21 protein-coding genes and 1 riboswitch are annotated in these 23,608 nt (G+C 57.7%); of the genes, 14 read left to right on the top strand and 7 right to left on the bottom strand.

The window, feature by feature from the left end; translation table 11 throughout:
* Positions 1 to 121: 121 nt before the first annotated feature.
* Complete coding sequence (locus FHT69_RS31970; RefSeq protein WP_183845322.1) at positions 122 to 1,060, bottom strand: LysR family transcriptional regulator; 939 nt, start codon at positions 1,058 to 1,060, stop codon at positions 122 to 124.
* 95 nt (positions 1,061 to 1,155) lie between these two features.
* Here FHT69_RS31970 and FHT69_RS31965 point away from each other — a divergent pair, with 95 nt between their 5' ends.
* From FHT69_RS31965 to FHT69_RS34415, 12 genes are all read left to right on the top strand, one after another.
* Positions 1,156 to 2,616, top strand: coding sequence for an amidase (locus FHT69_RS31965; RefSeq protein ID WP_210299129.1), 1,461 nt, complete (start codon positions 1,156 to 1,158; stop codon positions 2,614 to 2,616).
* Positions 2,616 to 3,464 (top strand): branched-chain amino acid ABC transporter permease, encoded by an 849-nt coding sequence (locus FHT69_RS31960; protein WP_183845323.1) that lies wholly within the window; start codon positions 2,616 to 2,618, stop codon positions 3,462 to 3,464. The genes FHT69_RS31965 and FHT69_RS31960 overlap by 1 nt, the downstream gene beginning before the upstream one ends.
* Positions 3,461 to 4,483: a branched-chain amino acid ABC transporter permease gene (locus FHT69_RS31955; protein WP_246712984.1), complete on the top strand. Its 1,023-nt coding sequence runs from the start codon at positions 3,461 to 3,463 to the stop codon at positions 4,481 to 4,483. Before FHT69_RS31960 ends, FHT69_RS31955 begins: the two co-directional genes overlap by 4 nt.
* The gene (locus FHT69_RS31950; protein WP_183845324.1) at positions 4,480 to 5,190 is read left to right on the top strand and encodes an ATP-binding cassette domain-containing protein; all 711 of its coding nucleotides are present in this window, start codon (positions 4,480 to 4,482) and stop codon (positions 5,188 to 5,190) included. Before FHT69_RS31955 ends, FHT69_RS31950 begins: the two co-directional genes overlap by 4 nt.
* A complete protein-coding gene (locus FHT69_RS31945) occupies positions 5,190 to 5,888 on the top strand; it encodes an ABC transporter ATP-binding protein (protein WP_183845325.1) in 699 nt (232 codons plus the stop codon). The genes FHT69_RS31950 and FHT69_RS31945 overlap by 1 nt, the downstream gene beginning before the upstream one ends.
* Positions 5,889 to 5,925: 37 nt before the next feature.
* Positions 5,926 to 7,110 carry a substrate-binding protein gene (locus FHT69_RS31940; RefSeq protein WP_183845326.1) on the top strand — a complete coding sequence of 395 codons (1,185 nt, stop codon included), beginning with the start codon at positions 5,926 to 5,928 and terminating at the stop codon, positions 7,108 to 7,110.
* Between the two features lie 18 nt (positions 7,111 to 7,128).
* Positions 7,129 to 8,436 carry an amidase gene (locus FHT69_RS31935; RefSeq protein ID WP_183845327.1) on the top strand — a complete coding sequence of 436 codons (1,308 nt, stop codon included), beginning with the start codon at positions 7,129 to 7,131 and terminating at the stop codon, positions 8,434 to 8,436.
* A gap of 44 nt (positions 8,437 to 8,480) precedes the next feature.
* Positions 8,481 to 10,625: a methyl-accepting chemotaxis protein gene (locus FHT69_RS31930; protein ID WP_183845328.1), complete on the top strand. Its 2,145-nt coding sequence runs from the start codon at positions 8,481 to 8,483 to the stop codon at positions 10,623 to 10,625.
* 227 nt (positions 10,626 to 10,852) lie between these two features.
* Positions 10,853 to 11,041 carry a LuxR family transcriptional regulator gene (locus tag FHT69_RS31925; protein ID WP_183906456.1) on the top strand — a complete coding sequence of 63 codons (189 nt, stop codon included), beginning with the start codon at positions 10,853 to 10,855 and terminating at the stop codon, positions 11,039 to 11,041.
* Positions 11,042 to 11,456: 415 nt separating this feature from the next.
* On the top strand, positions 11,457 to 11,654 hold the full coding sequence (locus tag FHT69_RS31920) for a hypothetical protein (protein ID WP_183845329.1): 198 nt from the start codon (positions 11,457 to 11,459) through the stop codon (positions 11,652 to 11,654).
* Between the two features lie 210 nt (positions 11,655 to 11,864).
* The gene (locus FHT69_RS34420; RefSeq protein ID WP_246780781.1) at positions 11,865 to 12,521 is read left to right on the top strand and encodes a substrate-binding domain-containing protein; all 657 of its coding nucleotides are present in this window, start codon (positions 11,865 to 11,867) and stop codon (positions 12,519 to 12,521) included.
* Positions 12,522 to 12,528: 7 nt separating this feature from the next.
* Positions 12,529 to 12,849 (top strand): hypothetical protein, encoded by a 321-nt coding sequence (locus tag FHT69_RS34415; RefSeq protein ID WP_246712986.1) that lies wholly within the window; start codon positions 12,529 to 12,531, stop codon positions 12,847 to 12,849.
* Between the two features lie 292 nt (positions 12,850 to 13,141).
* On the opposite strand, the gene FHT69_RS31910 is transcribed toward FHT69_RS34415, so the two are convergent.
* The 6 genes from FHT69_RS31910 to FHT69_RS31885 all read right to left on the bottom strand — a co-directional run bounded on the left by FHT69_RS31910 (position 13,142) and on the right by FHT69_RS31885 (position 20,215).
* On the bottom strand, positions 13,142 to 14,380 hold the full coding sequence (locus FHT69_RS31910) for a D-amino acid dehydrogenase (RefSeq protein ID WP_183845330.1): 1,239 nt from the start codon (positions 14,378 to 14,380) through the stop codon (positions 13,142 to 13,144).
* A 132-nt stretch (positions 14,381 to 14,512) separates the two neighbouring features.
* A riboswitch (glycine riboswitch) is annotated at positions 14,513 to 14,602 on the bottom strand.
* Positions 14,603 to 14,761: 159 nt separating this feature from the next.
* A complete protein-coding gene (locus tag FHT69_RS31905) occupies positions 14,762 to 15,271 on the bottom strand; it encodes a heme-binding protein (RefSeq protein WP_312865386.1) in 510 nt (169 codons plus the stop codon).
* Positions 15,272 to 15,341: 70 nt separating this feature from the next.
* The gene (locus FHT69_RS31900) at positions 15,342 to 16,496 is read right to left on the bottom strand and encodes an iron-containing alcohol dehydrogenase (protein WP_183845331.1); all 1,155 of its coding nucleotides are present in this window, start codon (positions 16,494 to 16,496) and stop codon (positions 15,342 to 15,344) included.
* Positions 16,493 to 17,878, bottom strand: coding sequence for an aldehyde dehydrogenase family protein (locus tag FHT69_RS31895; RefSeq protein WP_183845332.1), 1,386 nt, complete (start codon positions 17,876 to 17,878; stop codon positions 16,493 to 16,495). Before FHT69_RS31895 ends, FHT69_RS31900 begins: the two co-directional genes overlap by 4 nt.
* 72 nt (positions 17,879 to 17,950) lie before the next feature.
* On the bottom strand, positions 17,951 to 19,321 hold the full coding sequence (locus FHT69_RS31890) for a glutamine synthetase family protein (protein ID WP_183845333.1): 1,371 nt from the start codon (positions 19,319 to 19,321) through the stop codon (positions 17,951 to 17,953).
* Between the two features lie 57 nt (positions 19,322 to 19,378).
* Positions 19,379 to 20,215, bottom strand: coding sequence for an N-formylglutamate amidohydrolase (locus FHT69_RS31885; protein WP_183845334.1), 837 nt, complete (start codon positions 20,213 to 20,215; stop codon positions 19,379 to 19,381).
* A gap of 358 nt (positions 20,216 to 20,573) precedes the next feature.
* Between FHT69_RS31885 and FHT69_RS31880 the strand changes: the two genes are divergently transcribed.
* Positions 20,574 to 22,043 carry an amidase gene (locus FHT69_RS31880; RefSeq protein WP_210299130.1) on the top strand — a complete coding sequence of 490 codons (1,470 nt, stop codon included), beginning with the start codon at positions 20,574 to 20,576 and terminating at the stop codon, positions 22,041 to 22,043.
* Positions 22,016 to 23,581, top strand: a complete 1,566-nt coding sequence (locus FHT69_RS31875; RefSeq protein WP_183845335.1) for an ABC transporter substrate-binding protein — start codon at positions 22,016 to 22,018, stop codon at positions 23,579 to 23,581. Before FHT69_RS31880 ends, FHT69_RS31875 begins: the two co-directional genes overlap by 28 nt.
* The last annotated feature ends 27 nt before the right edge of the window (positions 23,582 to 23,608 follow it).

The raw sequence follows: 23,608 nt of genomic DNA, 5'->3' as shown, positions 1-23,608 counted from the left end.
TTCAGAAAGCGGACCTCAGTGAGTCCGATTGACTTGATAGATTTCTACAGGTTCTGAGAGAGTTCCATCTGAACAGTTTCTGCTCCGGTCCTTAAAAAAATTATGGTGTAACAAACTGAGCTTACTTCGATTTGCTCGGCAGGGTGACCGTGAACTGTTTCGGTCCCACACTATCGAAGAACTCGTAAGCCATTTTCGTGAAACGTCTGAGGAATGCCGGCTTTGCATCCCCGTATCGGTCGGCAATCGTCAACTGCGGTGCTGGCAGGTCATCGATCAGCGGTCTACGTACAAGTTCCTCACTATCGGGGCTGCCGCGACCGACCGGTCTCATATTGAGTATCGAGAAGCCGAAGCCACAAGCCACCGCTGCACGCACGGAATCATAGCTGCGTGTGCGGAAGGCGACTTTGGGCCGCTGGCCGGCAATATCGAACAAAGTCAGGAGATACGCGGAAGTTTGTGGGAGGTCGAGCAGAACGAAGGGGATTTTAGCAAGCTCGGCCAGGCTAACAGCGGGCTTCGACGCCAGAGGGTGAGAGGCATGCATGAGCGCGTGTGCCGGCACTCGCGCGAGCACGGCAGCGTCCTCGGGAAGACCTGTCCCGATGTCATAAGTAACAATCGCGTCCACCGTGCTGGCCTCCAGCCAAGCGAGAAGCTGCAGTTGTTCACCTTCATAGAGTTGAACTTCAATGTCCGCACCCTCCGTAAACCGCCGCAAGAGTTCTGGCATGAACAGCGCACCGAACGGCTCGAAACAGCCGATGCGAAGGACAGGAGGCATCAGCTGATTGTGGCGGTCCATAGTCCTCTCGAATTCAGCCTCAGCTACGAGCAGGCGCCGGGCAGACGCGAGGAAGCGGCCGCCGGCGGGCGTCGCGACGACCCCGCGGGATGGCCGACGATCGAAAAGTCGAGCCCCCATCTCCACTTCGGCTTGGTCGAGAGCAGCAAGAATGGAGGATTGGGCGATCCGGCACTCTCTTGCAGCGGCGGCGATCGAGCCGCTTTCCGCGACTGCAGAAATATAGCGAAGCTGACGGAGCGTAAGATTCATTGATCTACTTTATAGACTAATTCTCTTCATATTTTGCATTTTATATAATCCTTGCCGCGGTGCATAGTGTGCAAAACTAAATAAAGGGAACTAAATTGAGTACCGACCGTAATTTCGCTGGATTGGCTTCGGCGGCTTCAGACCTATGTTTTCTCGACTGTCACGCACTGACGGCTGCCTATCAAACCGGCGTCCTGTCGCCAGTCGATGTCGCTCGCGCAGCCCTGGCCCGCGCCGCGGAGATTGAGCCGTTCAACGCATTTACTTTTCTGGACGCTGACGGTGCTTTGGCGGCAGCCGCAGCTTCAGAAGCGCGGTGGCGCGCAGGGGCACCAGCATCACCAGTCGATGGCGTGCCGGCGACTCTCAAAGATATCGTTCTCGTTGAAGGTTGGGCCGTACGATATGGCAGTAGCAGCACCGACGCCGCTGTCGGCAGGCAAGATGCGCCATCGGTTAGCCGGCTTCGTCAGGCCGGCGCAGTGTTCATCGGACAAACCACCACACCAGAATATGGCTGGAAGGCTCTGACCGACAGCCCGTCTTTTGGCATTACTCGGAATCCCTGGGACATTTTGCGAACACCAGGCGGCTCCTCGGGTGGTGCTGCCGTTGCAGCGGCCTGCGGCGCAGGCGTACTGCATCTGGGCACGGATGGCGGCGGTTCGATCCGCATCCCCGCCGCTTTCACCGGCATTGTCGGACACAAGCCGACTTACGGCCGCGTCGCGGCCAACCCACCCAGCTCCTACGGTACGGTCGCGCATATTGGGCCGTTGACGCGGACAGTCGCCGACGCCGCTCTTATGCTCGAGGTCATGTCTGGGCGCGACATCTGCGATTGGACGCAGGCGCCAACACCAGTTTCACCCATCACGGCCTCTCGCATCGAATGGTCCGGCAAGCGGATCGGCTACTGGAAAACGCCGTGCGTCGGTGGCGTTGATGCCCCAGTCCAGGTTGCTGTCGAAAGTGCTCTTTTAGACCTTGAGGCAGCCGGTGCAAGCGTCATGGAAATTCAGCTTCCCCACCAGGACGACCTGTTGGAGATTTTCTATCGCCATTGGTACATTGGCGCTGCCAACCGGCTATCTTTGATCGACGCGGCAAATTATCCGACGCTTGATCCAGGCTTCCTTCAGGCCGCCCGTCTCGGACAGGGCTACAGCGGCGTGGAGCGAATGGCGGCGGAGGTCCAGCGCAGTCGATACGGCGCAGCGATGGATGCGCTTCTTGTCGACTTCGACTTCATTATATCGCCAACAGTTCCCATCTTACCGTTTGAAGCGGGTTACGATGTTCCGCCAGGAAGCGGGCTGGGAAGCTGGGTTGAGTGGTCTTCATTCAGCTTTCCGATCAATCTTAGTCAGCAGCCTGCTTGCTCCGTACCCTGCGGACTGACGCAGGATGGCTTGCCAATTGGTCTGCAGATCATCGGCGCGCGTGGAGCCGACAGCGCGGTTCTCAGTGCAGCCATGACCTATGAGAAGATGTTCCCGGCAAGGTTCCCCATATCTCCAGCGAAGTGGCCAGTCGCATTCGGGGGGAACGCCTGATGCAAACCGCGATTCCCTTCCTGCTCAACATGATGACCCTGGTCGGTATTCTTCTCATCGTATCCATGGGGCTTGCCATCATCTTCGGACTGATGAACGTGATCAACCTCGCGCATGGCGAATTCGTCACAATCGGTGCATTCACGCTCGTGGCAGTCGAGGCGGTGGGCGGCAGTTTCTGGCTAGCTCTTTTTGTCGGGCCGGTCGTCGGATATTGCATCGGGCTTGTGATCGAGCGGGTGTTGATCGCCCGCGTCTATGCCAGCCCGCTGCATGCGATCCTCGTAACCTGGGGTCTCAGTCTGATCATTCAGCAGCTTCTGGTCCTGACGTTTGGGGCAGCCCCCCAGCGGGTCACCGGTCCCTTCGAAGGTGCGATCGATATTTTTGGCGCGACCTATCCGGCCTATCGGTTATTCCTGATCGGTTTCGTCCTGACCGTTTTCATCGCCACAATCGTCGTGTTCAAGACGACCAACTTCGGGCTCAATGTCAGAGCGGCGATCCAGAGCGGTGAGATGGCAGCCGTGATGGGTGTCAATGTCGAGAAGGTCAACGCGCGGGCATTTGCGTCCGGTGCTGCAATGGCCGCTCTGGCAGGCGTCCTTATCGCCCCGATGACGGCGGTGACTGCCTATATGGGCGTTAACTACCTGGCACGCTCCTTCTTCGTGGTTCTGGTCGGAGGTGCGGGCAGTGTGGCCGGCGTTGCAGCTGGAAGCAGCTTCATCGGCGGTCTTGAGACAGCGCTTTCCTACCAGATACCCACCACCGTCGCCCAAGCCCTCGTGCTGGTGCTGGCAATTGTCATCCTGCGTTTCCGTCCAAATGGGGTGCTGCCCGCATGAGTATCAATCAACCGACAGGCGTTGCCATGGTAAGCCGCACGATCAGGGCTTACCGCCCTTCGACGATCATCGCGCTCATCATGCTGGCGATCCTCGTCATTCTTCCCCTCTTCGTCAAGAGCTTTACGCTATCGACATATCGCGACATTATGCTGCTTGGTCTGTTCGCCCTGAGCCTCGACATTTTTTGGGGCCGAACCGGCATCCTGAGCTTCGGCCATGCCACTTTCTTCGGGCTCGGTGCATACGGCATGGCAATCGCCTCGATCCGGTTCGGCCTCGATCCGCAATGGAACAGCTTGGTGGGCCTGCTGTTCGGCGTCGGCCTTGCTATGCTGGTCGCGCTCTGCGTCGGCTATTTCATTCTCTATGGTGGCGTCCGCGGCGCCTACTTCACGATCGTGACGCTGGCCCTAACGCTGATTGCTAACCAAATCGCGATCGGCTGGTCGAGCATGACAGGAGGTGACTCCGGGCTTATCGGCGTTCCGCCCCTGTCGATCTTCATCTTTGATTTCTCCGGCACCCTCGCTTCCTTTTATCTGGCATTTGGCGTTCTTGCCGTCAGCCTGCTCGTCGCATTGCGGCTCATGCACGGCCGTCTCGGACTGCTTCTGACGGCAATCCAGGACAACGAGACGAAAGTCAGGACGCTCGGCTATCCGACGCAGCGCATCTTACTTTTCACATTCGTCGGCTCTGCCGCGATGGCGGGTCTCGCAGGCGCCCTTTACGCAAGCTGCACCGGCTTCGTTGCGCCGGACCAGATCGCGCTTCTGCTGTCGACCGAGGTGATCATCTGGGTCGCCGTTGGCGGCAGCGGGACGCTGACGGGCGCGGTGATCGGCACGTTCGTCGTCTGGCAACTTCAGCAGAAGATCAGTTCCATCAGCGTCGCGGCATGGCCGCTAGCGATCGGCGCCTTCTTCATCCTGCTCGTTCTCGTATTTCCGAAGGGTATTCCAGCTTTCTTTCTCGATCAGGTAAAACGTTGGAAAAATGAGGGAGCTTCCCGATGAGTGCCTCGCCGATCCCTATCCTTACACTCGAAAACGTCAGAAAGCGCTTCGGCATATTCACGGCGATCGATGGCTTCTCCGAAGCATTTGCACCCGGCGAGTTGATCTGTGCGATCGGGCCGAACGGTGCAGGCAAGAGCACGCTTCTCAACATGATCTGCGGAACGCTTCCGGTCAGTGAGGGTAGGATCCTGTTCGGAGACAAAGTGATCAACGGCCTGTCACCGGAAAGGATCGCCAATCTCGGCATTGCCCGCAAGTTTCAGGTGCCTAGCGTCTTCGAAAGCCTGACCGTTGCGGAAAACCTGATGCTGGCCGGCGGACGTACGATGCATAAGGACGAGCGCGAGGCGCTCATCGACAAGATACACCTGACGGCGGAACGAGATGTTCGCGGCGCCAACCTTCCGCATGGCCGCAAGCAATGGCTCGAGATCGGCATGGCATTGGCCATGAAGCCGAAGGTGCTGCTTCTCGACGAACCGACGGCTGGCCTTTCGGTCGATGAGACCCGCGACACCGCCCGGTTCCTAAGACAGTTGCGCGGCGAGGTCACGGTCATTGTGATCGAGCACGACATGGCGTTCGTGCGAGAGCTGAATGCTCGCACCATCGTTCTTCACCATGGTGCACTGATTGCGTCCGGATCCTTCGAGGAAATCGAAAGCAATGAGACAGTTCGCGACGTCTATCTGGGGCGACACTGATGTTGAAGGTTAAAGCACTCAAATCGGCCTACGGCTCGGCGCAGATCCTGAACGGCATCGATCTCGACGTCGGCGAAGGCGAAGTCGTGGCCCTGCTCGGACGCAACGGCGTAGGTAAGACGACGCTGATGAAAACGATCATGAACCTGGTTCCGGCAACAGGAGGCGATGTTCACCTGAAGGATCGCGCCATTACCGGAATGCCGACGTATCATATCGCAAGAAGCGGTATCGGCTATATCCCACAGGGTCGCGGCATCTTCGACAAACTTACCGTCGAGGAAAATCTCCGTATGGGACTGAGAGCGAATACCGCTGCTGCTGCCGCAATACCGGACTTTGTGTTCGAGCGCTTTCCAATCCTTGCCGAACGACGTCGGCAGCTCGCCGGCACCATGTCCGGAGGTCAGAAACAGCAGCTGGCCATTTCGAGGGGCATTTGCGGCGATCCGAGGGTCTTGCTGCTCGATGAGCCCTCGGAAGGCATCCAGCCCAACATCGTTCAGGACATCGGGCTCTTCCTAAAGGAGCTCGTCAAAACCCGAAGGATATCCGTCCTGATGGTCGAGCAAAACCTCGAGCTCGTGAAGGCTGCGGCCGATCGCTTCGTAATCATGGTCAAGGGAGAAATCGTCTACGGCGGCCATCCCGCCGAACTTGAGAGTGAGGAACTTCTTCAGCGGTACCTGTCCGTCTGAAGCCGGAATAAATCAACAACAACGAAAGGGGAATGACATGACTTCAAGATTGATTACACGCCGCGCGACGCTGAAGACCTTTGGTGCGGGCGCAGCCGCGGTCGCCTCGATGTCTCTGGGCTTGCCGAGCATCCTGCGCGCGCAGGAGGGACCGATCAAGCTCGGTTTCCTGTCAGGCTTGACGGGTTTGGAAACCATCCTCGGCGAAACCCAGCTCAACTGCTTCAACCTTGCGATCGCTGAGATCAACAATGCCGGTGGTATTGCCGGACGCCAGATCGATGTCACCGTGGAGGACGACCAGACAACGACCCGCGGTGCTATCGACAAGGCAAGAAAACTCGTCAACGACGACGAGGTCGATGCCATCATCGGCTTGATCGCGAGCCTGACCCATGTCGCCGCGCGTAGCGTCACGACGCCTGCGAAGAAACTTTTGATGTACACGACTTATTACGAGGGAGGCGTCTGCGAGCCCTATTTCTTCTCGACCGGCCAGGTGCCGAACCAGCAGATCGTGCCGTCTGTCGAATGGTTGACCGCCAACGAAGGAAAGACGACCTACATCATCGGCTCGGATTACGTCTGGCCGCGCAAGAGCGCCGAGGAAGTCCAGGTCGCGCTCGAGGCGAAGGGCGGCAAGGTGCTTGGCGCGGAATTCCTGCCGTTCGGTACGCAGGATTTCGGCCCGGTCTTTGACCGGCTGAAGGCGGCAAACCCGGATTTCGTCTGGATCATGGTTGCCGGCAACGATCTGATCACTTGCCTGAAGCAGTACAAGAGCTTCGGCTTTAAGCAGCAGCTGTTTTCCAATGGTCTGGACGAAACCTTTTCCTTCTTCCACCCGGAATTGACGGCCGGAGCGCTCTCGAACCAGGCTTATTTTATGGGTCTCGAAAGCGAACGAAACACCGCATTCAAGAAGGCTTATGCCGACATGTTCGGTGCAGACAAGCCTATCAACGCGATCGGCGAGGCTGCCTACGACGCAGTCTATCTCTACAAGGCTGCCGTCGAGAAGGCCGGGACGACGGAGACGGAAGCCATCAGGGCTGCCTTCCGCGAGGTGGAGTTCGATGCCCCCCAGGGTAAGGTGAACTTTGCGGCGAACAACGTCATGCGGTCGAATAGTCTGCTTGCACGCGGAAACGACAAGGGCCAGTGGGACATTGTCAAGAACTACGGCCAGATCGATCCGGAAATTGCCCAGTGCAGTCTTTGAGCATCGGGCGGAGATGCCATGAATACTCCGCTTTCTAGCATGGCGACGGCAAGCGTCGCTCTTAGTCGTCGCGATGTCAGCTTTGAGGAACTGACGTCGCAGTTCCTGGCGCGTATCACCGAGAGTAATTCCGTGATCGGTGCCGTTCGCTTCGTGACGGCTATGGAAGCGCTGGACACTGCACGGACGTTAGACAGGCGGTTGGAGGCTGGCGGACCATTACCGCCTCTGGCTGGTATGCCGGTCGTAATCAAGGAAAACTGCGATACGACCGGCATTCCTTGTTCGGCCGGCCTTCCGTTCCGGGCAGGATATATTCCCACTAGCGATGCGCCGGTGGTCAAGCGTGTGCGGGATGCAGGCGCCATCATTCTCGGCGTTTCGGTTTCCGATCCGGGGGCTTTTGGCGTCCGGACCGTAGAAGTCACCCATCCACGCGACCCGGCGCTGACTGTTGGGGGATCGAGCGGCGGCTCGGCGGCAGCACTTGCCGCCGGCTACTGCCTTGGAGCTATCGGAACAGATACGGGAGGATCGGTCCGGATTCCATCGGCCTGTTGCGGGACGGTCGGACTGAAGCCGAGTTTTGGCGCCTGGTCGAAAGACGGCGTCTATCCTCTGGTTCCGTCGCTTGATCATATCGGTCCTATGGCAACGACCGTGGAAGACGTGCGTCTCATGTGGAACGCACTTTCCGAAAGAGGCACCAAAATTGGCTATGTACGATCCGTCGGTTTCGATCGGCGCTGGATAAGTGACGCAGATTGCGTCATTGCCGATGATTTCGCCGCTGTATTGGATCGTCTTGCCCGGACCGGAACAACCGTCAGGGAAATTCAGCTTCCGCATCTGGATGAGATACTGGAGATGCATGGGCGCATCTTTTTCGTGGAAGGTGCAGCGTATCACCGGGCTCATTTCGGCAAGGACATTTCGAACTACCCCATCATGGCCCAGGAATGGTTCGAAGCCGCGGGTAGAATGCAAGTTGGCAGCTATATCAGTGCCTGCGAGCAACGTACCTTCTTCACCCGCTCGATCGATCACATTCTTGACGACGTCGATCTCATTTTGACGCCCACATTATCGGTCCTGCATCCGCGCAAGGACGCGGCCAAATTGTGCGTGTCAGGTGAGGAACTCGATTTCACGCTCGCATTGGTCCGCCAGACCTGCCTGTTCAATCATACAGGTCACCCAGCCCTGACAATGCCGATGAAGAAGCAATCTGCGATGCCGCCGCCGAGCCTGCAGATCGTCGGTCGCCGCGGATACGAAGCCACCATGCTCGATTTTGCGACGTCGCTCGAACAACGCCTGATCTAGCGGTTCCAAAAGGCGCGAGCCAATACTTTTGTTAGGAAAAGAATATGGCCTTTGGCAATCTCTTGGAAAAAGGTCGAATTCAGACCAAAATCGTCCTGATTGTCATGCCGCTGCTCCTGGGCATGATTTCGCTCGCCGTCGTCAATGCCGTCGCGGGATCCATGTTGAACGATCGTCTGCACGGGACGAATGCCGGTATCGTCACGCTCGGTGGCTATAAGCAGACCTATGAAAAAATGGCGGGATTTCTCGAAAAATCCGATCATGTCAATCGCGATGCGGTGAAGCGGTTGCTTGGAGAACAAATTCTCCAGCTCGAAAAGAACATGATGCTCGCCTCTCTGCCGCAAGAGATGGCCGATCTGCGTGAAGCCAGAACCATCACCATCTTCATGCAGGCCAAGATTTACCAGCTTTGGGTGTTGCAGCTTGGTGAAGAAAGTGCGCGTCGCACGATTATCGACGGATTGAGGACGCTCCTCCAAATCAGGGCCAATATGTTGGGCCAGGTTACGATGATCGGCGAGACAAGTCCCACCGATGTGAAGAAAACCGCTCAACTGAGCCAGAAAATGGAGGGCGCACTTCTCGAATTACGTCTATCAGCCGCTGACTTTCTTGCGCAGCCAGATGACGCAAGTTTGCAGAAGTTCCAAGGCAGAATCAAAGGTGCGGGCTTTTACCTTTCGCAGTACCGGCCATTGTCGGCTTTGAGGCCCGGCATCACTGGACTTGTGACGCAGTCGAGTGTGCTGATGCGGGATTTCGACCATCAGGCAAGCGCTCTGGTCAGGGTCGCTGAAGACAGGCGTCGGTCCTATGGAGCCATCGCTGCGGACATAAATAAGGCCTGGGAAAGCATCGTTCGTTTTGCAGACCAGCAACGGGAAGGTGCCGCAGCCGTTCAGGCACAAGCGCAGACACTGTCGATCGTTGCGTCGATCACCGCTCTTCTCGTCGGTATGGCGGCAGGAATCCTGCTCATCTTTGCGCTCAAGACCCCAATCCAGGCGCTGACGCAACTGATGATGAAGCTCGCGGGTGGGGACTTATCGATCGACGTCACCGGGGCACATAGAAAAGATGAGATCGGCGAAATGGCCCGAGCCCTGAAAATCTTCCGGGAAAACGCTCAGAAGAAGCTCGCAGCGGAGCACGAGGCCGGCGAGGCGCGCACGCTTGCGGCCGAACAGCAGCGGACAATCCAGGCAGAAAAACAAGAGGATGCAGAGACGACACGGTATGCCGTGCAGGCGCTCGCGCTCGGCCTGCGCAAGGTCGCGGAAGGCGATCTCGCAGTCCGCTTGCAGCAACCGTTCAAGCAGGAACTGGATCAACTCCGGCTTGATTTCAACCTGTCGATGGAAAGACTTGGCGCGACCTTGAAGGAGGCCAATGATAAAGCCACGCTCATAAGCCAGGATATGCTGGATTTGCAGACCGATACCAATGACCTTGCGAAGCGCACGGAACAGCAGGCTGCGTCGGTAGAAGAGACATCAGCCGCGCTCAACGAAATCGTGACGGTCGCAATCAATGGAAGCCAGTTGGCCGCAGATGTATCTCAAGCTGCACAGCGCGCAAACGAACAGATCCAAAAGTCCGGAGAGGTTGTCGTCCAGGCTGTTGATGCCATGAACCAAATCGAAAAATCATCCCTGAAAATTTCGACGATCGCTGACATGATTGAGGGCATCGCGTTTCAGACAAACCTTCTTGCTTTGAATGCTGGTGTGGAAGCGGCGCGGGCTGGTGAAAGCGGAAAAGGCTTTGCAGTTGTCGCGCACGAGGTCCGCGAGTTAGCTCAAAAGGCCGGGTCGTCGGTGCTGGAAATCCGCAATCTCGTCTCGGAGTCAAGAAGAAACGTCGTCCATGGTGCGGAACTCGTTAAGGCGGCGCAGGAGCGGCTCAATGAAATTATGGGAAGCGTGTCCTCGATCGCCATGAATATTGATTCAATCGCAGAGGGTGCGAACGCCCAGAATGCGAGTATTCAGGAAACCAATGCCGCGGTTGGATTGATCGACAAAATTACACAGCAAAATGGCATAATGGTCGAAGCGACAAACCACATCGTGAAATCCGTCGCCGTAGAAGCAGAAGATCTTCGCAAGCTTCTTTACCAATTCCGTCTGCGTGACGAGGAAAGTCCCACGATTACTGAGCGATTGAGCTGTGCGGTTGCGTAGTCAAAATTGGCCTCGACCATCGCCACACTCGTTCGATGTGGCGCGACGACAAAGGAACTTTCCCGTTATTGGGCGGAGGCAGGACAGCCGGCTATTTGCGCGTGGTGCCGCTATCGTTTGCAAGATCCTTTATTGGCCATCTTTTGCTGAGCTTGCGGATATGAGTTCCATAATGAAGCTTAATGGTTGCTGCGGATATAACATAACACGCAATTGGAGATTTTGTCATGGAAACGCGGATGCTTTCGCCACTCGGAATGATGTGCCTGCGATGGGTTTCTCAATGCAGGACCATCGCCGAAATCGCTTTGCTTGAAGGAACCACCGCAAATAAGATCGAGAAGAGCCTGGAGACCGCACTTCTCACATTGGAGGCAAAAGCGGCAACGGAGGCGCTGGCAAAGGTACGCCAGTGAAGCGCTGCAACCTTTATCGTGGGATGTGCGCAGCGACCCGGGGCAACCTTTCCGATTTGCCGCATTTTTGCTGAGATGACCGCAGCGCCCTTGCGCTGGCGAATTTAAGATTACTCCAAGGCGGCGAAAGATCTCGCTCGTTCGAATTGCCGGCGCAAGATTCACCACTCACGCGGATGCCAGCACCCGACTTCATTTGGCCCGTCGCTAGCGCCGACTGCGGACCCATCCCTGTTTTAGTCCTCCCCAAAGTTCGGAGCTTGCAACCCGCCAACGTCGAGACGCGGCGCTGACAGAGCTCAAAACAGGGTTAATCTAATATTCATTCTCTATGAATAACTATTTCAATAAGACGTTTTGAGGGCACATTTTTGCCCGGCTGCGTTTTGGTCGGCGGAAGAAGGAAAGCTCAGTCATGGCCGAAATCGTTCATTTCCCCAGGGAGCGGAGGGTTGGTGCGCATGTCAGCCCATCCGATGGAAGCCCGGAGTCAGAAGCTGACCGGTATCTCCGCGCCGGCGAGATCTTGGTCAATCTCTTGCAGCAGGCCGAACGGACCCAAGCGGCAATTCTGGCCTATCAGACAGAGACCGCAACGAAGAAAACTGAATAGCCAAAATCCCTCGACAGGGCATCGCAAGAAGCCTTCTCAGCAATTTCGGCAATCCTGAATCACCTTATGCGGCGCCCGCCGTCTGACCATTACCTAATCACGGGACACAGAAAGCGCATATTCACCATCCGAAGCCACATATTGCGGTGTTTGTTCTGCTCGACGGTATTATTTCTCGGTCATGTCGCGTACGCCGAAGACGTCGACTTGATGTCCGGTGTCGTTGCCCGCCCTGGCGACGAGCAAACTGTTCCGGCCGATCAATTCAAGAAGGCGAGCCCCTGGAAAATCGGCATGAGCCATTTTGGCGTGAATGCCAATACCTGGGCAACGCAGATGGCGGCGGAAGCGCAGGCGGTCGTGAAAGCCGACCCACGTATCTCGCAATTCGTGCTTCTTGACGCCAATCTTAGCCAGGCCAAACAGATCTCCGATATCGAGGAACTGATCGCACAGAAGGTCGATGCCATCATCGTGACCCCGGTGTCGCCCACTTCCGCCGATGCCGGTATTGAAAAGGCCGTCGCCGCCGGAATTCCGGTGATCGTGCACACCGGCCTAACCGAGACCGACAAGTTCACGGTCGACATCCAGGGTGGCGGGGAGAATTTCGGGAAGGTCTCGGGCGACTTCCTGGCGAAAGAACTGGGTGGAAAAGGCAATATCTGGGTCTTGCGTGGTCTTCCGACCCGCCCGGAAGACATCAATCGGTATAAGGGTTTGCTCGAGGCGATAAAGGGAACGATATCAAGATCGTCGCCGAAGACGCCGGTCTTTGGAGTTACGACTACGGCCACAAGGTTTGTGAGACATTCTATCTCGAAAATCCGGCGGTTGACGGCATCTGGTCATCTGGAGCCGACATGAGCCGGGCATGCATCGATGTGTTCCAAAAGTACGGCGCCAAAATTCGCCGATCACTGGTGAAGCGAATAACGGCTTTCTCAAGCAATGGATCGATAGCGGGGTCGATGCTGTCGCGACCGAGTACGGTCCCGAGCAAGGAGCCGCCGCTGTACGCGCCGCTGTTGCCCTCCTTGAGGGCAAGGCACTCCATAAGCGCTACGTCTATGAACCTGACGGCTGGGACATCGCGAAGGCGAAAGCGAACTTTCGCGATGATCTCAACGAGAAATTCTGGATGCCCAGCAGCCTGACGGAATCCGAGCGCAAGACCCTTTGCGGCAAGCCATGACGGCTTCGCCTGTTTGTGGACAATCGTTCCGTCGCAGCGCTGCCCCGGATCGTCTGTCCGCGATGCCATCATTCCACGTTGGGCTGCTGTGTCCCCGCTCGCCCTAAATCCGAGGAGCCGCCTCCCATGACTTCCGCAGCCACCAAACCGGTTCTGATGCCCATCTGCATCCAGAACATGCCGAGCAGCCTCTACGATAGGGCCGAGGATCTCGAGGTGAAAGACAATCACCCTTGGCCCATGCATCTTGCGGACGCTCGGAAAGGTCGCCACCCACCTCTCCTATTCGATGTCATGCGACTTTTGTCTTATGTTTCAGGATCATTTCGGCTACCAACTCCGCGGTGGCCGCTGAAAGCGTCCAACCAAGGTGGCCATGACCGGTATTATAAAACACCCCCGGCCTGCTTCCTGACCTGACCCTCGGCATCATGTTCGGCATCATTGGACGCAGACCCGCCCACGGAACGACGCGTGACGTCGCAACTTTGGGAAACAGCGTTCTCACCCATTCGGTCAATGGATTGATGCGGTCCTGCCGGATATCACGGTTCACGCCATTGAATTCTGCTGTTCCTGCCACGCGGAACCGATCGACCCCGAGACGGCTCGTGACGATCTTTGCGCGATCGTCGAGCAGGCTCGTCCAGGGCGCGCCGCTCTGGCTCTCGCGATCATCGAGATGGACGGTGATCGAATATCCCTTTACCGGGTAGACGTTGATGCGGTCACCGAGCATATCGGCAAAACGCCGGCTAGCGACACCAGCACATATCACCAGTGAATCTGCGTCAATGATGCTTTGCTTCCCGTCCTCCGAACCCGTCGGTTTCCAGATGACCTTCACGCCGCCTTGCGAAACGAGCCGATCGACATTTGCATCAAACACGAATTTCACACCGCGTTTGACGCAGGCTGCCGCAAGGCCTCGGGTGAATTTGTGAATGTCGCCTGTCGAGTCCGAGGGCGTAAAGAACCCCCCGAAAAAATCCCCCACCAACGCAGGTTCAATCGTCCGGATCTCACTGGCCGTCACCGGTTTGCGATCGAGCCCGGCTTGGACCAACATCGCATTTACCTGTGAGGCGTGATCGAAGCTGGCTTTGTCGTAGTAGACGTGCAGAATTCCGCGCTTCTCGAGGTCGAACTCAATCTCTTCTTCGTCGGCGATCTCGAACATATGTTTGCGAGCCGCAATCGCCAATCGGGTTGTCTCTATCGTATTTGATCGGTAGTTGCCAATGTTGCCAAGAAACTCCCCCATCCATGAATATTTGTGCCAACTGGGCGTCGGGTTGAGGAGCAAAGGAGCATCGCTCTTCAGCATCCACTTGATGCCTTTGGCAACCGTAGACCAGTGATTCCAGACTTCAGCGTTGCTCGCGGACAGTTGCCCCCCGTTCGCGAAGGAGGTTTCCATCGCGGGGTAGCGATGCCGATCGATGACAGTGACATCAAATCCGCGGCGGGACAGGGCATAAGCGGTGGTGACGCCGGTAATTCCAGCGCCCAAAACGACGATGTGGGGCACGTATTCTCTCCAACATTGGTTCGGGAACGTTTGCCAGTCCCATAGCCCCCATCTGTCTTTTTACCTGAGAGCTTCTCCCTCTCCTGAGGGTCCCCTTCGGTGGACACACGCCGTGCCTCTCTCCAGATTGTAATCGAGCCTGCAGTCTTCTTTACCTGAGAGTTTCCTGGGGGGTTGCTCCTTCGGCGTGGCGCAACGCGCCATCTCTCCTGCACGACCGTAGTATCTTGCCACCGAAGCTTGCGAGGAAGCTTGCCTGCCGCAAAGATCTCGTCTTGCGGAAACCAACGTCGCCAACCCTCGCCATTCGTCCCGCGAAATCAGGTGATGGTACCGGTTTGCGTCTGTCGGTTATTCACCGCAGCATCGGTGGAATGTGAGTCACTTGTGGCATTTTAGGAGGTGTTCGATGCCGGCTTGCGCACACTCAGTATCCTGGGCCGGGGTTCCTGAGCTAAGTCCGATGGCACCGACAACCTCGCCGTCCACAATGACTGGCAGACCGCCTGCAACTACCATCAATCGACCACCGATTGCCGAGTTGATCCCATAGGCCGGTGAACCTGGCTGGCTGGCAGTTCCGTAGCTTTCAGTCGTGCGCTTGGCGCCAGCAGCCGTGTAGGCTTTGTCTTGAGCGATGATCGCACTTGTTATCTTGCCACCATCCATGCGTTCGAAAGCGATCAGTTGCCCGGACTCATCAGTGACCGCAATGCACATCGGGACGCCGATATCCTTTGCTCTGATAGCGGCGCCTTCGATGAGCAGTTTGGCATCCGCAAGCGCCAGCCGCTTAATTGTCAACATGCCTTGGAAATCCTCAGTTTTTCCGTCCGCCTGGTCCAGGAGCGCCGTATCGCCCTGCCCTGGTAGGACTGTCAGGAAAGTCATTGTTCGAACTTAAAAAAGGGCCCGGAAAAGACCTGTTTTTTCCGGGCCAGTTGGGGAAGCCGTATCTGGTTCAGAAGCAGTCCTTGAACAGCGCCTTGGTATTTTCGAGGGTCATCACAACAGGGTTGCCGCCGGCGCTCGGATCTTCGATTGCCATGGCCGACAATTCGTCGATGCGGTCTGCGGCGATTCCCATTGCTGTCAGAGTTTCCGGTACGCCGAGGTCGGAGCGAAGCTTCAGCACATAGTCGTAGAAGCCGTCGAAACCGCCGGAAATGCCGAGATAGGCGGCAGCCCGGCCGATCTTCTCCTCGATCGCGGCGCGGTTGAAGCGCAGCACCGCCGGCATGACAACCGCATTGGTCATGCCGTGATGGGTGTTGTAGACCGCGCCGATCGGATGCGACAGCGCATGAATGGCGCCGAGCCCTTTCTGGAAAGCGACCGCGCCCATGGCGGCGGCTGCCATCATGTTGGCGCGGGCTTCGAGATCGGTGCCTTCCTTATAGGCGCGCGGCAGGAACTCCTTGACAAGCCGCATGCCTTCCAGCGCGATGCCGGCCGACATCGGATGATAGAAGGGCGAGGAATAGGCCTCCAGGCAATGGGCGAAGGCATCCATGCCGGTGCCGGCCGTGATGATCTTCGGCATGCCGACCGTCAGCTCCGGATCGGAAATCACAACGCCGGGCAAGAACTTCGGATGGAAGATGATCTTCTTCACATGCGTTTCGGAATTGGTGATGACGCTGGCGCGGCCGACTTCCGAGCCGGTGCCGGCCGTCGTCGGCACGGCGACGATCGGCGCGATGCCTTCGAGGCTCGCCCGCGTCCACCAGTCGCCGATATCCTCGAAATCCCACACCGGCCGCGTCTGGCCGACCATGAAGGCGACGCACTTGCCGAGATCGAGGCCCGAGCCGCCGCCGAAGGCGACGACGCCGTCATGACCGCCGTCTCGGAACGCCCTGACACCGGCATCGAGGTTCTTCTCGTTCGGGTTCGGATCGACCTCGGCGAAGATCGCCCGGCCAAGACCGGCGTCCTCCAGAATGTCGAGCGCATTCTTGGTGATCGCCATCGATGCGAGGCCGCGATCGGTGACGAGCAGCGGCTTTTTCATGCCGAGGCTCTTGCAGGCGTCGGGCAACTCCTTGATGCGGCCCCGGCCGAGCTTGACCGATGTCGGATAGCTCCAGTTTGCGGTGATGTTGCTGCTGCTCATGCTGTGACTTTCTTCAGGTGGTAGGATTTCGGACGCGTCAGATTCTGGAAGCCGATGATCGACAGCGAGCCGCCGCGGCCGGTCTCCTTGACGCCGGTCCAGCAGAGCGCCGGATCGAGATAGTCCGCGCGGTTCATGAAGACGGTGCCGGTTTCGATCTCGCGGCCGAGCCGCGCTGCCCGTTCGGCATCCCTCGTCCAGAGCGAGGCGGTCAGCCCGTAGCGGCTGTCGTTCATCAGGGCAAGCGCTTCCTCGTCGTTCTTCACCTTCATGATGCCGACCGCCGGACCGAACGTCTCTTCACGCATGAAGGCCAAGGAATGGTCGACATCAACGAGGATCTGCGGCGCGAGATAGGCGCCGCCGTCATCCTGCGGAAAGAGCTTCGGGTCGACAAGCGCCTTGGCGCCCTTGGAGACCGCATCGGCGATCTGCTCGCGCACCACCTTGGCGAAACGCTTGTTGGCCATTGGGCCGAGCGAAGTCTCGGGATCGAGCGGATTGCCGAGCTTGTAGTTCGACACCCAGGCGACCGACTTCTCGACAAAGGCGTCATAGAGGGATTCGTGCACATAGACGCGCTCGATGCCGCAGCAGCACTGGCCGGAATTATAGGTCGCGCCGTCCATCAGCGTATCGACGGCCGCCTCGAGATCGGCGTCCTCCATTACGTAACCCGGATCCTTGCCGCCGAGTTCAAGACCGAGGCCGGTGAAGGTGCCGGCGGCGGCACGCTCCATCGAACGCCCGCCTTCGACCGATCCGGTGAAGTTGACGAAATTGAAGCTGCCGGCGGCAATCAGCGCCGAGGTCGTTTCGTGATCGAGGAACACGTTCTGGAATACATCCTCCGGCACGCCGGCCTCGACGAAGGCCTGTACCAGCCGCTCGCCGACCAGCAGCGTCTGCGAGGCGTGTTTCAGCACCACCGTATTGCCGGCCATCAGCGCCGGCGCGATCGTGTTTATCGCCGTCATATAGGGATAGTTCCAGGGCGCGACGACGAAGACGACGCCATGTGGTTCGCGCTCGATGCGACGTTCGAACCGCTCGCTCTCCTCTACGACAAGAGGCCCCAGCGCATCGGCCGCGATCGAGGCGACATAGTTGGAGCGCTCGTTGAAGCCCTTATACTCGCCGCCATAGCGGATCGGACGGCCCATCTGCCAGGCGATCTCGGGCACGACGACGTCGGACATCTCGTTGAGACGCGCGACACCCTTCAGCACCATCTGAATGCGGTCTTCGAGCGAACGCTTCGCCCAGGCCTTCTGTGCCTTGCGCGCCCGCGCCACGGCTTCCTTCGCAGCCTGGAGCGGCAGCGGCGGACGCTCCGCGTAAACCGATCCGTCGACCGGCGATATGCATTGGATCATTGGCATGATCAGGTTCCCAGTTGTGAATTTTGATTCGGATTTGAATGACTCTCGTCAGGAGCGACGGTCGCTGTTGGGCTAAGCCCTCTCGAAACCGCGAGCCACCTCCCAGTCGGTGATGCGCCGATCGTATTCTTCCTGCTCCCATTCCGCCGCACGCGTGTAGTGGTCAATAACGTCGTCTCCGAACGCGCTGCGCAGCATCTTCGAGTTTGACATGGACTTGGCAGCGTCGCGCAGGGTCTTCGGAATTTCACGAATGTCCTTGCCGCTATAGGCATCGCCGACGAAGGGGGCTTCGAGCTCTAGGTTGTTCTCGATCCCATCGATACCGGCTGCAATCAGTGCTGCCATGCCAAGATACGGGTTAATGTCAGATCCGCCGACGCGGCACTCGATACGAATGCCTTTGCTGCCCTCGCCGCACAGTCTGTAGCCAGCCGTCCGGTTATCCTTAGACCAAATCGCCTTGGTTGGGGCGAACGTACCGGCGACGAAGCGTTTGTAGGAATTGATGTAAGGTGCCAGGAAATAGGTAGTTTCACTGGCGTGTGCGAGGAGCCCGGCCACATAATTGCGCATCAGCTCAGACATGCCAAACTTGGCCGATTTTTCGAAGAACTTCGGCTCTTTGCCGTCCAGGCTCCAGAGCGACTGGTGGATGTGCGATGAGGAGCCAGCGGAATTACCGTTCCATTTCGCAAGGAAGGTGACAGACTTGCCGCGCTGCCAGGCGATTTCCTTGCATGCGTTCTTGATAATCACATGCCGGTCGGCCATCACAAGCGCATCGGCATAGCGGACATTGATCTCTTCCTGGCCGGGCGACGCCTCGCCCTTGGAATTCTCCACCGGGATTCCGGCGCCCTGTAGGCCGTTCCGCAATGCCCTCATCACCTCCTCTTCCTTGGTCGTCTGGAAGATGTGATAGTCCTCATTATAGCTTCCGGCTGGACGAAGATCGCGGTAGCCGGCCGCCTGCGCGCTTTCGAATGTCTGGTCGAAAAGATAGAACTCCAGTTCGGTCGCCATAAAAGGTTTGAGGCCCATAGCCTCAAGACGCTTGACCTGCTTCTTAAGGACGGCGCGCGGCGAGTGCGGCACCTCTTCGTGGGTATTGTGGTCGAGGACGTCGCAGAGCACCAGAGCGGTGCCCTCGAGCCAGGGCACCTTGCGCAAAGTCGAAAGGTCAGGCTTCATCGTATAGTCGCCATAACCGGATGCCCAACTCGTGGATTTAAAGCCGGGCACGGTTTCCATTTCGAGGTCCGTCGCGAGCAGGTAATTGCAGCTGTGCGTTTCTTCGTAGGCACCGTCCAGGAAGAATTGGGCGTGAAAGCGCTTGCCCATGAGGCGTCCCTGCATGTCGACGAGACAGGTGAGAACGGTATCGATACGGCCTTCGGCCACATCCTGTTTTAGATCGTCAAATGTATATGTTGAGCTCATGAAGATGCCTCAGAATGGAAAGCGGAGTTGCCTGCCGCGATTTGGACGGTTTTCGAGTCAGGCCTTGATCGCCGCCTCGGCGGCAATCAAGGCAGAAGCCAGAATGGCTTCGTTCTCGCGCTCTGGACGAACAGCGTTAACGGCAGCTTCGATCAGTGACGAGAGGTATGCCGCGACTTGTGGCAGGCGTTGGCTATCTGTGAGAAGATCGTTGCGGACCTCGATCATAACGTTCGGTAAGCCTCGCGCGATCGCATGCTCCACAAGCGTGTGAGTGACGCCATCCACAGGGCTGTATGGTTGGTTCCGCAGGATCAGGAATTCTTGATGACGAGACTGCGCCTCTGACAGCATTGCGTCTGCCAGACGGCTGTCGCTGTCGTGCAAGATACCGATTTCGACATCGCGCTTCTTGCCGAAATAGACCGGCGTATAGCTGTGGACGGTGACCAGAACCGAATGTCGCCCTGCAGCCGCCCGTGAGGAAAGTAGCGAGGAAAGGCCGTCTCGGAAGGGCAAGTAGATTTCGTCCACACGCGCTTGGCGCTCAGTTGGCGCGATGTTCTTGTTGCCAGGGACGTCGTAGATTTCGCTCTTCTCTATCATTGCGGAGGGGGCTTCCGGCGGGCGATTGCAGTCATACACAAGGCGCGAAAATCGCTGGACATAGAGGCAAGCATCGAGCGAAGCGGATAGGCACCGCGAAAGCTCCAACGCGCCAGGGTCCCAAGCGATATGACTTTCGAGCGCCGCTGCATCCAGACCGAGATCGCCGAGCTTGGCAGGGATGGCTCTCGATGCATGCTCGCAGATAATAACGATATCCCCCGACCCAGCGGCGTTTTCGATCGCAACTGGTGACTCCGCCGGGCTCAGAAGTTGATATTCCTGCATGAATCCCTCCGTTGATTTCCACATCATATCAACAAAAACAATAAACGCAACACAAAGTCAACATAACCAACGTTGTCTAATTTCTAAGTGACGCCTGAAGCTAGGCGCGGTCAAAAGTTCGTACTGTGGAGTTTGGCGGAATTGCTAATTGCTAGGAAAATGCCTGCATGTAATGCCTTTTTGCGCGGTATTATCTCTTCCTAGATGTATTTATCCGTCGCGTGTACCGGTGCTTGCCCTTCCCGACTTCTCGGGGTGGGCTATCGATCTTCATCTCGTGAAACACAAAATACCCTCGCTGACGTGTTGACAAACGCAATAAATCAACATAAATCCACATTCTAAGGAGATCACAATCGTGGATTTTTCAGTTCTTTCGCTCAGCTCAGCAATCGCTTCCGGCAAGCTCACGTCCGAAGCGCTCGTTAAGGAATGCCTGGCGCGCATCGCGCGGCTGAACCCCATCGTAAATGCCTTCAGTCAGGTGTTTGAAGAACAGGCTCTTGACGAGGCGCGAGCCTGCGATCGCGAAGCAGCCGAAGGTCGGTTCCGCGGCCCTCTCCACGGTATCCCGATGGGCGTCAAGGATCTCTTCTTTGTCGAAGGGCAGCTCTGCCAGCGCGGATCTCATGCCTATAAGGATTTCGCTCCCAAGGCGACGGCGCCGATCGTCCAGCGGATGATTGACGCCGGATCTATTATCATCGGCAAGACGACGACCACCGAAATGGGGTGGTCCGGTTCCGGCTTTTCCGAATTCTATGGTCCGACACGCAATCCCTGGGACCCTAAGCTCACCAGTGGTGGTTCGAGCTCCGGTTCGGGTGCTGCGCTCGCGGCTCGGATGGTTCCCTTCACATTGGGGTCCGACGGTGGTGGTTCCGTGCGCATCCCGGCGGCATTCTGCGGTGTGTTCGCCATGAAAGGCTCGCTGGGGCGCGTTCCGGCATGGCCCTGGAGCGCGACGGAGATGTTGTCCCACGCTGGCCCGATGAGCGTCTCGGCAAAGGATAGCGCTTTCTTGTTCAACATCGCCAAGGGGCCCGATCCGCGAGACCATCAGGCGCTGCCGGACGACGAAGCCGATTACACCGAAACGCGATCGACAAAGTCGCTGCGGATTGGTTTTGCTCCAAGCCTCTTTGGGTTCAAAGTCGCGCCGGAAATCGATCGGGTCGTGCGCGAAGCAGTCGATACCCTCACGCAGGCACTCACAATCGATGTTCGTTCGGTTTCCCCGGACTGGGAAGATCCGATCCGGATCTTCGAGACCCTTTGGGTTGCCGGCCGGGGCGTCGCCTATGGCTCCCAGTCCGACCTGTCCGATTTCGGCAGCGGTTTCCGCGCCCTTGTCGAAGCTTCGGCGGGCTACAATCTCAATGATTATCTTTCGGCCGCGAAAGCGCGCGCGGAATTTGCTGGTCGCGTACACGCACTCTTCGAAGACATCGACCTGCTCCTCTTGCCAACTATCCCGGTCGAGCCGTTTTCGGCGGATCGGGAGGCGCCCGAAGGGTTCCAGTCGCCCTCGGAGGTCCTCGCGTGGACGGGCTGGACGCCCTTCACATATCCGTTCAATCTTTCCGGCAATCCGGCGGCATCGATGCCTTGCGGCCTGACTGCCAACGGGCTGCCCGTTGGCCTGCAGGTCGTCGGCCGCCGTCACGCCGATGCACTTGTCATGGCGTTCTGCCAGCAAGCCGAAGACCATCTTTTCAAAAACAACAATCCTCCGCTTGTCGTTGCTGGCGACAAGATGGGGTGGGGAACGCCCAGCAAATCAACTGTGGAGATGTCGTCATGGAGTTCAATAGAAGATCACTCTTAAAGAGTTCGGCGCTTGCGGGCATCGCGCTCGGCATGCCTGTTCTCAATACCAAGTTCCTGGTCAACCCGGCCAATGCCGCGGAAAACAAGGTTCTTAAATTTCTCTCGGCCGAAACTCTGACCGGCAATTGGGACCCCTCGTCTCATACGACGCTGGCGCAGATCAACCTTGAAAGCTTTGTGTTCGGCTATCTGACCCGCGCACCGATGACGCCGGAAAAACCTGACGAGTTCGTCATGGAACTGGCGACCGAGATGAAGCTGATCGACGAGCACACGCTCGAATTCAAGCTGCGCGAAGGCGTCACGTTTCACGACGGCAAGCCGTTCAGCGCCGAAGACGTCAAGGCGACGTTCGAATATGCCAGTCGCCCGGACCGGCCGGCTGCCTGGTATCCCGGTCCATGTGAAGTCGAAGTCGTCAGCGATTACGTCGCGCGCGTCAAAACCGACAAGGCCGGCTACCCCGCAAGCCTTTTCTGGTTCCTTTCCTCGTTTCTGCCGATCATGTCGGCAAAGGACGTTGCCGACCCCAAGACGCTCTCTGCCCGGCCGAACGGCACCGGTGGATTCAAGTTCGTCAAACAGGACGGCAACACGACCGTCCTCGAGGCCTTCGATAATTTCTACCTCGGCAAGCCGACGATTCCCGGCATCAATTTCAGCTTTGTCGGCGATGCGACGACCCGGACACTGGCACTGTTGAACGGCGAAGCCGACCTTATCGAACGCCTTGAAGCGGAACAGGTCGAAACGATCGAAAAGACCGGAGGCTTCCAGCTTCACAAGGCGATCTCGGTCGAAAATAAGTATCTCTGGTTCCGTTGCTCGAAGCCGCCCTTCAACGACTGGAGACTGCGTCGCGCCGTCTGCCACGCGATCGACCGATCGGTGATCGACGATATTCTCGGCGTTTCTGGTCATGCCTCGAACTGCTATGTGTCCCCGGTCAAGTTCGGCTATGTCGATATCCCGAACTATCCGAAGTACGACCCGGACCAGTGCCAAAAGCTTTTGGCGGAAGCCGGTTTCCCGAAGGGCGAAGGACTGCCCGAACTCGAATATATCACATCGGTGGGCTTCTACCCGAAGACGAAGGAATATGCCGAGGCCATCACGGCCATGCTTCAGGAACAGGGCTTCCCGGTAAAGCTCAACGTCATGGAAGTCGCGGCCTGGGGCGACGCGCTCTACGATCGTCCCGGCGGCGGGCCTGGCCATATGATCGACTGCGGCTGGTCGACCGGTTCGCCGGAGCCGGACCTCGTGCTGCGCACGCATTTCCACTCGACGACGCACCGCATCTGCGGCATCCAGGATCCGGAAATCGATGCTGCCCTCGATAAGGAGCGCAACGCCTCGAAGCCCGAGGAGCGCAAGAAGGTCATTCAGACCGAGCTGATGCCGTTGCTGGCGACCAAAACGCCTTCGTTCTCTCTCTTCACGTCGGTTTTCATACACGGCATGCGTGATGGCTTAAGTGGTCTGTACATCTATCCGAATGGTATGATGGACGCCAATAAGGCGACATTGGCCTGATCCACCGCTGCGGCCGCTGCCTCGCTG

This window comes from Rhizobium sp. BK008 (assembly GCF_014197345.1).
GTDB classification, from domain to species: Bacteria; Pseudomonadota; Alphaproteobacteria; order Rhizobiales; family Rhizobiaceae; genus Rhizobium; species Rhizobium anhuiense.
The sequence above is the reverse complement of the archived record's forward strand: the minus strand, read 5'-3'. Positions and strand labels throughout refer to the sequence as shown.

Bases quoted from the DNA above. Each gene is read 5' to 3' on its own strand.
- FHT69_RS31970 (WP_183845322.1), bottom strand. From the start codon at position 1,060: ATGAATCTTACGCTCCGTCAGCTTCGCTATATTTCTGCAGTCGCGGAA.
- FHT69_RS31960 (WP_183845323.1), top strand. From the start codon at position 2,616: ATGCAAACCGCGATTCCCTTCCTGCTCAACATGATGACCCTGGTCGGT.
- FHT69_RS31955 (WP_246712984.1), top strand. From the start codon at position 3,461: ATGAGTATCAATCAACCGACAGGCGTTGCCATGGTAAGCCGCACGATC.
- FHT69_RS31950 (WP_183845324.1), top strand. From the start codon at position 4,480: ATGAGTGCCTCGCCGATCCCTATCCTTACACTCGAAAACGTCAGAAAG.
- FHT69_RS31945 (WP_183845325.1), top strand. From the start codon at position 5,190: ATGTTGAAGGTTAAAGCACTCAAATCGGCCTACGGCTCGGCGCAGATC.
- FHT69_RS31940 (WP_183845326.1), top strand. From the start codon at position 5,926: ATGACTTCAAGATTGATTACACGCCGCGCGACGCTGAAGACCTTTGGT.
- FHT69_RS31935 (WP_183845327.1), top strand. From the start codon at position 7,129: ATGAATACTCCGCTTTCTAGCATGGCGACGGCAAGCGTCGCTCTTAGT.
- FHT69_RS31930 (WP_183845328.1), top strand. From the start codon at position 8,481: ATGGCCTTTGGCAATCTCTTGGAAAAAGGTCGAATTCAGACCAAAATC.
- FHT69_RS31925 (WP_183906456.1), top strand. From the start codon at position 10,853: ATGGAAACGCGGATGCTTTCGCCACTCGGAATGATGTGCCTGCGATGG.
- FHT69_RS31920 (WP_183845329.1), top strand. From the start codon at position 11,457: ATGGCCGAAATCGTTCATTTCCCCAGGGAGCGGAGGGTTGGTGCGCAT.
- FHT69_RS34420 (WP_246780781.1), top strand. From the start codon at position 11,865: ATGTCCGGTGTCGTTGCCCGCCCTGGCGACGAGCAAACTGTTCCGGCC.
- FHT69_RS34415 (WP_246712986.1), top strand. From the start codon at position 12,529: ATGCATCGATGTGTTCCAAAAGTACGGCGCCAAAATTCGCCGATCACT.
- FHT69_RS31905 (WP_312865386.1), bottom strand. From the start codon at position 15,271: ATGACTTTCCTGACAGTCCTACCAGGGCAGGGCGATACGGCGCTCCTG.
- FHT69_RS31900 (WP_183845331.1), bottom strand. From the start codon at position 16,496: ATGAGCAGCAGCAACATCACCGCAAACTGGAGCTATCCGACATCGGTC.
- FHT69_RS31895 (WP_183845332.1), bottom strand. From the start codon at position 17,878: ATGCCAATGATCCAATGCATATCGCCGGTCGACGGATCGGTTTACGCG.
- FHT69_RS31890 (WP_183845333.1), bottom strand. From the start codon at position 19,321: ATGAGCTCAACATATACATTTGACGATCTAAAACAGGATGTGGCCGAA.
- FHT69_RS31885 (WP_183845334.1), bottom strand. From the start codon at position 20,215: ATGCAGGAATATCAACTTCTGAGCCCGGCGGAGTCACCAGTTGCGATC.
- FHT69_RS31875 (WP_183845335.1), top strand. From the start codon at position 22,016: ATGGAGTTCAATAGAAGATCACTCTTAAAGAGTTCGGCGCTTGCGGGC.